The organism is Streptomyces botrytidirepellens (genome assembly GCF_003721215.1).
GTDB classification, from domain to species: domain Bacteria; phylum Actinomycetota; class Actinomycetes; order Streptomycetales; family Streptomycetaceae; genus Streptomyces; species Streptomyces himastatinicus.
Window position 1 is genome coordinate 1 of sequence record NZ_RIBZ01000610.1, and the last position, 4301, is coordinate 4301.

General features: G+C 74.6%; 6 protein-coding genes and 1 pseudogene. All 7 read left to right on the top strand.

The annotated features are described in order from the left end of the window. Nucleotides 1-488: pseudogene (locus tag EEJ42_RS33660) on the top strand (beta-ketoacyl-[acyl-carrier-protein] synthase family protein); the annotation flags it as partial. After that, nucleotides 488-1432: a beta-ketoacyl synthase N-terminal-like domain-containing protein gene (locus EEJ42_RS33665; RefSeq protein WP_123105841.1), complete on the top strand. Its 945-nt coding sequence runs from the start codon at nt 488-490 to the stop codon at nt 1430-1432. The pseudogene EEJ42_RS33660 and the gene EEJ42_RS33665, both read left to right, overlap by 1 nt. A 34-nt stretch (nt 1433-1466) precedes the next feature. Next, nucleotides 1467-2258, top strand: coding sequence for an SDR family oxidoreductase (locus EEJ42_RS33670; protein WP_123105843.1), 792 nt, complete (start codon nt 1467-1469; stop codon nt 2256-2258). Continuing rightward, nucleotides 2255-2581, top strand: a complete 327-nt coding sequence (locus EEJ42_RS33675) for a hypothetical protein (RefSeq protein ID WP_123105845.1) — start codon at nt 2255-2257, stop codon at nt 2579-2581. Before EEJ42_RS33670 ends, EEJ42_RS33675 begins: the two co-directional genes overlap by 4 nt. Next, nucleotides 2581-2988 (top strand): hypothetical protein, encoded by a 408-nt coding sequence (locus EEJ42_RS33680; protein ID WP_063735258.1) that lies wholly within the window; start codon nt 2581-2583, stop codon nt 2986-2988. The genes EEJ42_RS33675 and EEJ42_RS33680 overlap by 1 nt, the downstream gene beginning before the upstream one ends. A 3-nt stretch (nt 2989-2991) precedes the next feature. Further along, nucleotides 2992-3408: a hypothetical protein gene (locus EEJ42_RS33685; RefSeq protein WP_123105847.1), complete on the top strand. Its 417-nt coding sequence runs from the start codon at nt 2992-2994 to the stop codon at nt 3406-3408. 41 nt (nt 3409-3449) lie between these two features. Further along, a partial coding sequence (locus EEJ42_RS33690; protein WP_123105849.1) for a beta-ketoacyl synthase N-terminal-like domain-containing protein occupies nt 3450-4301 on the top strand: 852 nt, incomplete at its 3' end.

Genomic DNA, 4301 nt, shown 5'->3' on the forward strand with positions numbered 1-4301 from the left:
CCGGGCCCGGCTACGCGCGCCTCGTGGGCACCGGCTGGAGCTGCGACGCGCACCACGCGACCGCGCCCGAGCCCGGTGGCGGGCAGATCGAGCGCGCGATGCGCCGGGCGCTGCGCGAGGCGGGCGCGGACGACGCGAGCGCGGGCGACGCGGTCGGCTTCGTGGTGCCGCACGGCACCGGCACCGACCTCAACGACGTGGTGGAGAGCCGGGTGCTGGCCGCGGTGGCCCCCAACTCCCCGCTGTACAGCCTGAAGGCGCTCATCGGCCACACCGGCGGCGCGGCGGGCGCGTTCGCCGCGCTGTCCGCCGCCCTGATGCTGCACCACCGCACCGTGCCGCCGAACGTGCCCGTCGGGGCTGCCGACCCGGAGTGCGCGGTGCCGCTGCCGTCCGGGAGCACCCCGCTGAGCGGCGGATACGGGCTGGTCAACGCCTATGCGTTCGGCGGCAACAACATCTCCCTCGTCCTCGCGGAGGCCCGCTGATGGATCTCGTGGTCACCGGGGTGGGCGACGTGGACGCGGACGGCTTCGACTTCCGTGACGAGCTGGGCCGCCGCGGCTACAAGTACCTGCCCAGCGCCTCCCAGTACGTGCTGGCCGCCGCCAAGCGCGCCCTCGTCGACGCGGGCGAGGACGCCCTGACGGCGGCCGTACCCGAACTCCGGGGCGCCGCGGTGGGCACCAACAGCGCGGCCACCGCCCTGCACCACGCCATGGACCGCACGGTCACCGGAGCGGGCGCCGGGGAGCTGAGCCCGGCCACCGCGCCCTACTTCTCCATCAACCTCTTCGGCAGCCGACTGGCCACCGAGCACGACCTCAAGGGCTTCAACCTCACCCTCACCAGCCCCCGTATCGCGGGCCTGGAGGCGCTCCAGACCGGCGCCCGCGCCCTCGCCGCGGGCCGCGCCTCCCGGCTGCTCGCCGGGGCGACCGAGGAGGCGCTGCCGGAGGACGAGCCGGGGGCGGACACCTCGGAGGCCGGTGCCGTCGCGCTGCTGCTGGAGCCCGCGGCGGCCGTCGCGGAGCGCGGCGGACGGGCGTACGGGCGCATCGCTGTCCGTACGTTCTTCCTGCCGCCCTCCCTCGCCGCCTCGACCGGCGGCGCCGGGGCGGCGGCGGAGGCGCTGCGGGACGCGCTCGCCGCCCTCGGCCACCGGCCGGGCACCCCGCTGACCTTCACCGCCGTCCTGGACGGATCCCCGGTCGGCGAGGCGGTCGGCGAGGCGGTCGCGGCAGCAGCCCCAGGCGCCGAACGCGTCCCGGCGGGCGCGGGCTGCCTGGCGCCGATGGCCCGCGTCGCCGCCGCCCTGCGGAACCGGCCGGACCACGCACACGCCGTCGTCACCGCGGCGGCCGAGGGAAACACCGCCGTCTGCCTGGTCACCCCGGGCGGCTCCGGCGGCACGGAAGCGAGCAGCCGATGAGCGGACGACGCGAACCACGGAGGGCGAGCGGCCGATGATCACCTCACTCGAAGGATCCTGGTGCCTGGTGCTGGGCGCCTCCAGCGGCATGGGCCTGGCCATCGCGCACGAGATGGCCCGCGCGGGCGTGAGCATCCTGGGCGTCCACTTCGACACCACCGAGGGACAGCAGAAGGCGGCGGTCGCCCAGGAGGAGATGCGGGCGCACGGCGTCGAGGCGCACTTCTTCAACGCCAACGCCGCCTCCGCCCGCACCCGCGAGGAGCTGCTGCCGAGGTTCGAGGAGCTGACCGGCGGCAAGGGCGTGCGCGTCCTGGTGCATTCCCTCGCGTTCGGCACCCTGCTGCCGTACGTCACCCCCGACGGCGAAGGCAGCCTCACCTCCCGTCAGATGAACATGACGCTCGACGTGATGGCGCACTCGCTCGTCTACTGGACCCAGGACCTGTTCACCGCGGGCCTGCTGCGCAAGGGCGCCAAGGTGTACGCGATGACCTCCGCCGGTGGCGCCCGCGTGATGCCCCACTACGGCGCCGTCTCCGCCGCCAAGGCCGCCCTGGAGTCCCACGTACGCCAACTCGCCCTGGAACTCGCCCCGTCGGGCATCGCCGTCAACGCGCTGCGCGCCGGGGTCACCCCGACCCCGTCCATGGAGCGCATCCCCGACAGCGAGCGGCTCGCCGAATACGCCAAGGACCTCAACCCGCACCGGCGGCTCACCCGCCCGGAGGACGTCGCCGAGGCGGTCTCGCTGCTGTCCCGCACCGACTCCTCCTGGATCACCGGCAATGTGATCGGCGTGGACGGCGGTGAACTCCTCACATGACGGACCACCTGCTGATCGAGAGCGGCGGCCCGCCGACCGGGCCCGCCTGCGAGCGCTTCGTCGGCGACGCGGTACGGCTGGCCGGGGACGGCCACCGGGTGGTGCTGTTCCTCGTCGAGAACGGCGTCACCGCCGCCCTCCCTGGCGCCGCGCCCGGCATCGAGACGTTCCTGCGCGACGGCGGCGAGGTGTGGGTGGACACCTTCTCGGCCGCCCAGCGCGCCCTGCCCGCCGCCGATCTCGCCGCCGACGTCCGCATGGTGGAGATGGACGACGTGGCGGCCAAGCTGCTGGAACCCCAGGTACGGGCGGTGTGGCACTGATGGCCCGGCCGATACCCGCCACCGACGTGCTGCTCAACCTCTTCGGCGCGCCCCACCAGAGCGACCTGGTCACCTCGGCGCTGCGGCTGGCCACCGCGCTGCTCGACCGCGGCGCCCGGGTGCAGATCTGGACCTGCGGTGACGCCACCGGCCTGACCAGCGCGGCCCTCGGCGACACCAAGCCGCGCGACCTCACCGACCTGGAGCGCCGTCATCCGTCCACCGCGCTGATCGTCCGCGATCTGCTCGCCGACCACCCCGACCGGCTCTACTGGTACGTCTGCCGCTTCTGCGCCGACGACCGGGGCGCGGCCGACCAGATCCCCCAGGTCAGCAAGCGGTCCCCGTTCCTGTTCGCCGAGCACGTCAAGGCGGCGGACAAGGCCCTGGTCATGGGGGTGTGCTGAACCATGCCCGGCGAGGTCATGCAAGAACGTGCGCGCTGGCTGCTGATCATGGAGAAGGCGTACCGCGGATCGGTCGAGACCCAGTTCGCGGACGCCCTCTACGTCGTCCCCGATCTGCACCGGCAGAGCGGCGGGGGCTGCGATCTGGCGCTGCGCGGACCCGCCGTCGGCTACGCCGTGCGCACCGGCGCACCCCAGCCGCCGCTGCGCCTCGGCGGGCGCGTCCTCGACACCCTGCCCGATCCGCGCGCGTCCGTGACGAAGGTGCTCGACGCCGGGGTGACCGTGCTGGTCGAGGAGCCCGACCTGACCGCGCTGGGGCGCACCGCCGCCGACCGGCTGCTGCCCGGCGTCCAGGTGATCGAGGCGTACGGGCTCGCCGCGCGCTGGCCCTCCTACGAACAGGTGTGGTTCCTGTGAGCACCCCGTCCGGCCCCCGGGCCACAACTGAAGGAGTACCGATGGTCAACGCTCCCGCCACGGTCGGCCCGGTCATCTCCGCCTGGACCGCCGTATCGCCCCTGGGGCTGCGGGCCGCGGACTTCAGCAGCGGGCTGGGGTCCGGCCGCGGCACCGGGAAGCCGCTGGACCCCGAGGAGTGGTCGGTGCCGTTCCGCGAGGCGTGCCTCGTGCCGGACTTCCACATCCGGGAGATCCTCGGCCGGAAGAACACCCGCTCCATGGACCGGGTCACCGGCCTCGCCGTCACCGCGATCCGCCATCTGCTCTCCGGCGAACGGGAGGAGAAGGCGGGGGACGAGGCAGGGCGGCTGCCGGGCGTCGGCGAGCACACCGGTCTCGCGCTCGGCACCAGCACCGGAAGCGCCCAGTCCATCATGGACTTCACCCGTGACTCGCTCGTCAGCGCGAAGCCCTTCTTCGTGGACCCGGCCCGCTTCCCCAACACGGTGATGAACTGCGCCGCCGGGCAGTCCGCCATCTGGCACGGCCTCAAGGGCCCCAATGCCACCATCGCGGGCGGCAGGGCCGCCGGGCTGCTCACCCTGCGGTACGCGCTGCGGCTCCAGCGCGCGGGGCGCGCCCGCACCGTGCTGTGCGGGGCGGTCGAGGAGTTCACCTCCGCCCGCGCCTGGCTGGAGTGGCACACCCGCGCCGACGACGACGCGACGGCGGTGCTCGGCGAGGGCGCCGCGGTGTGGCTGCTGGAGACCGCCGACGAGGCGCGCGAACACGGCCGCGGCGGGCTCGCCGAGGTCGCGGGCGTGGAGTTCGGCTTCGCCGCGGACCCGGCGGCGGCCCGTACGGCGCTCGCCGACGCCGTGACGCGGCTGCTGGACCGCGCCGGCACCGCC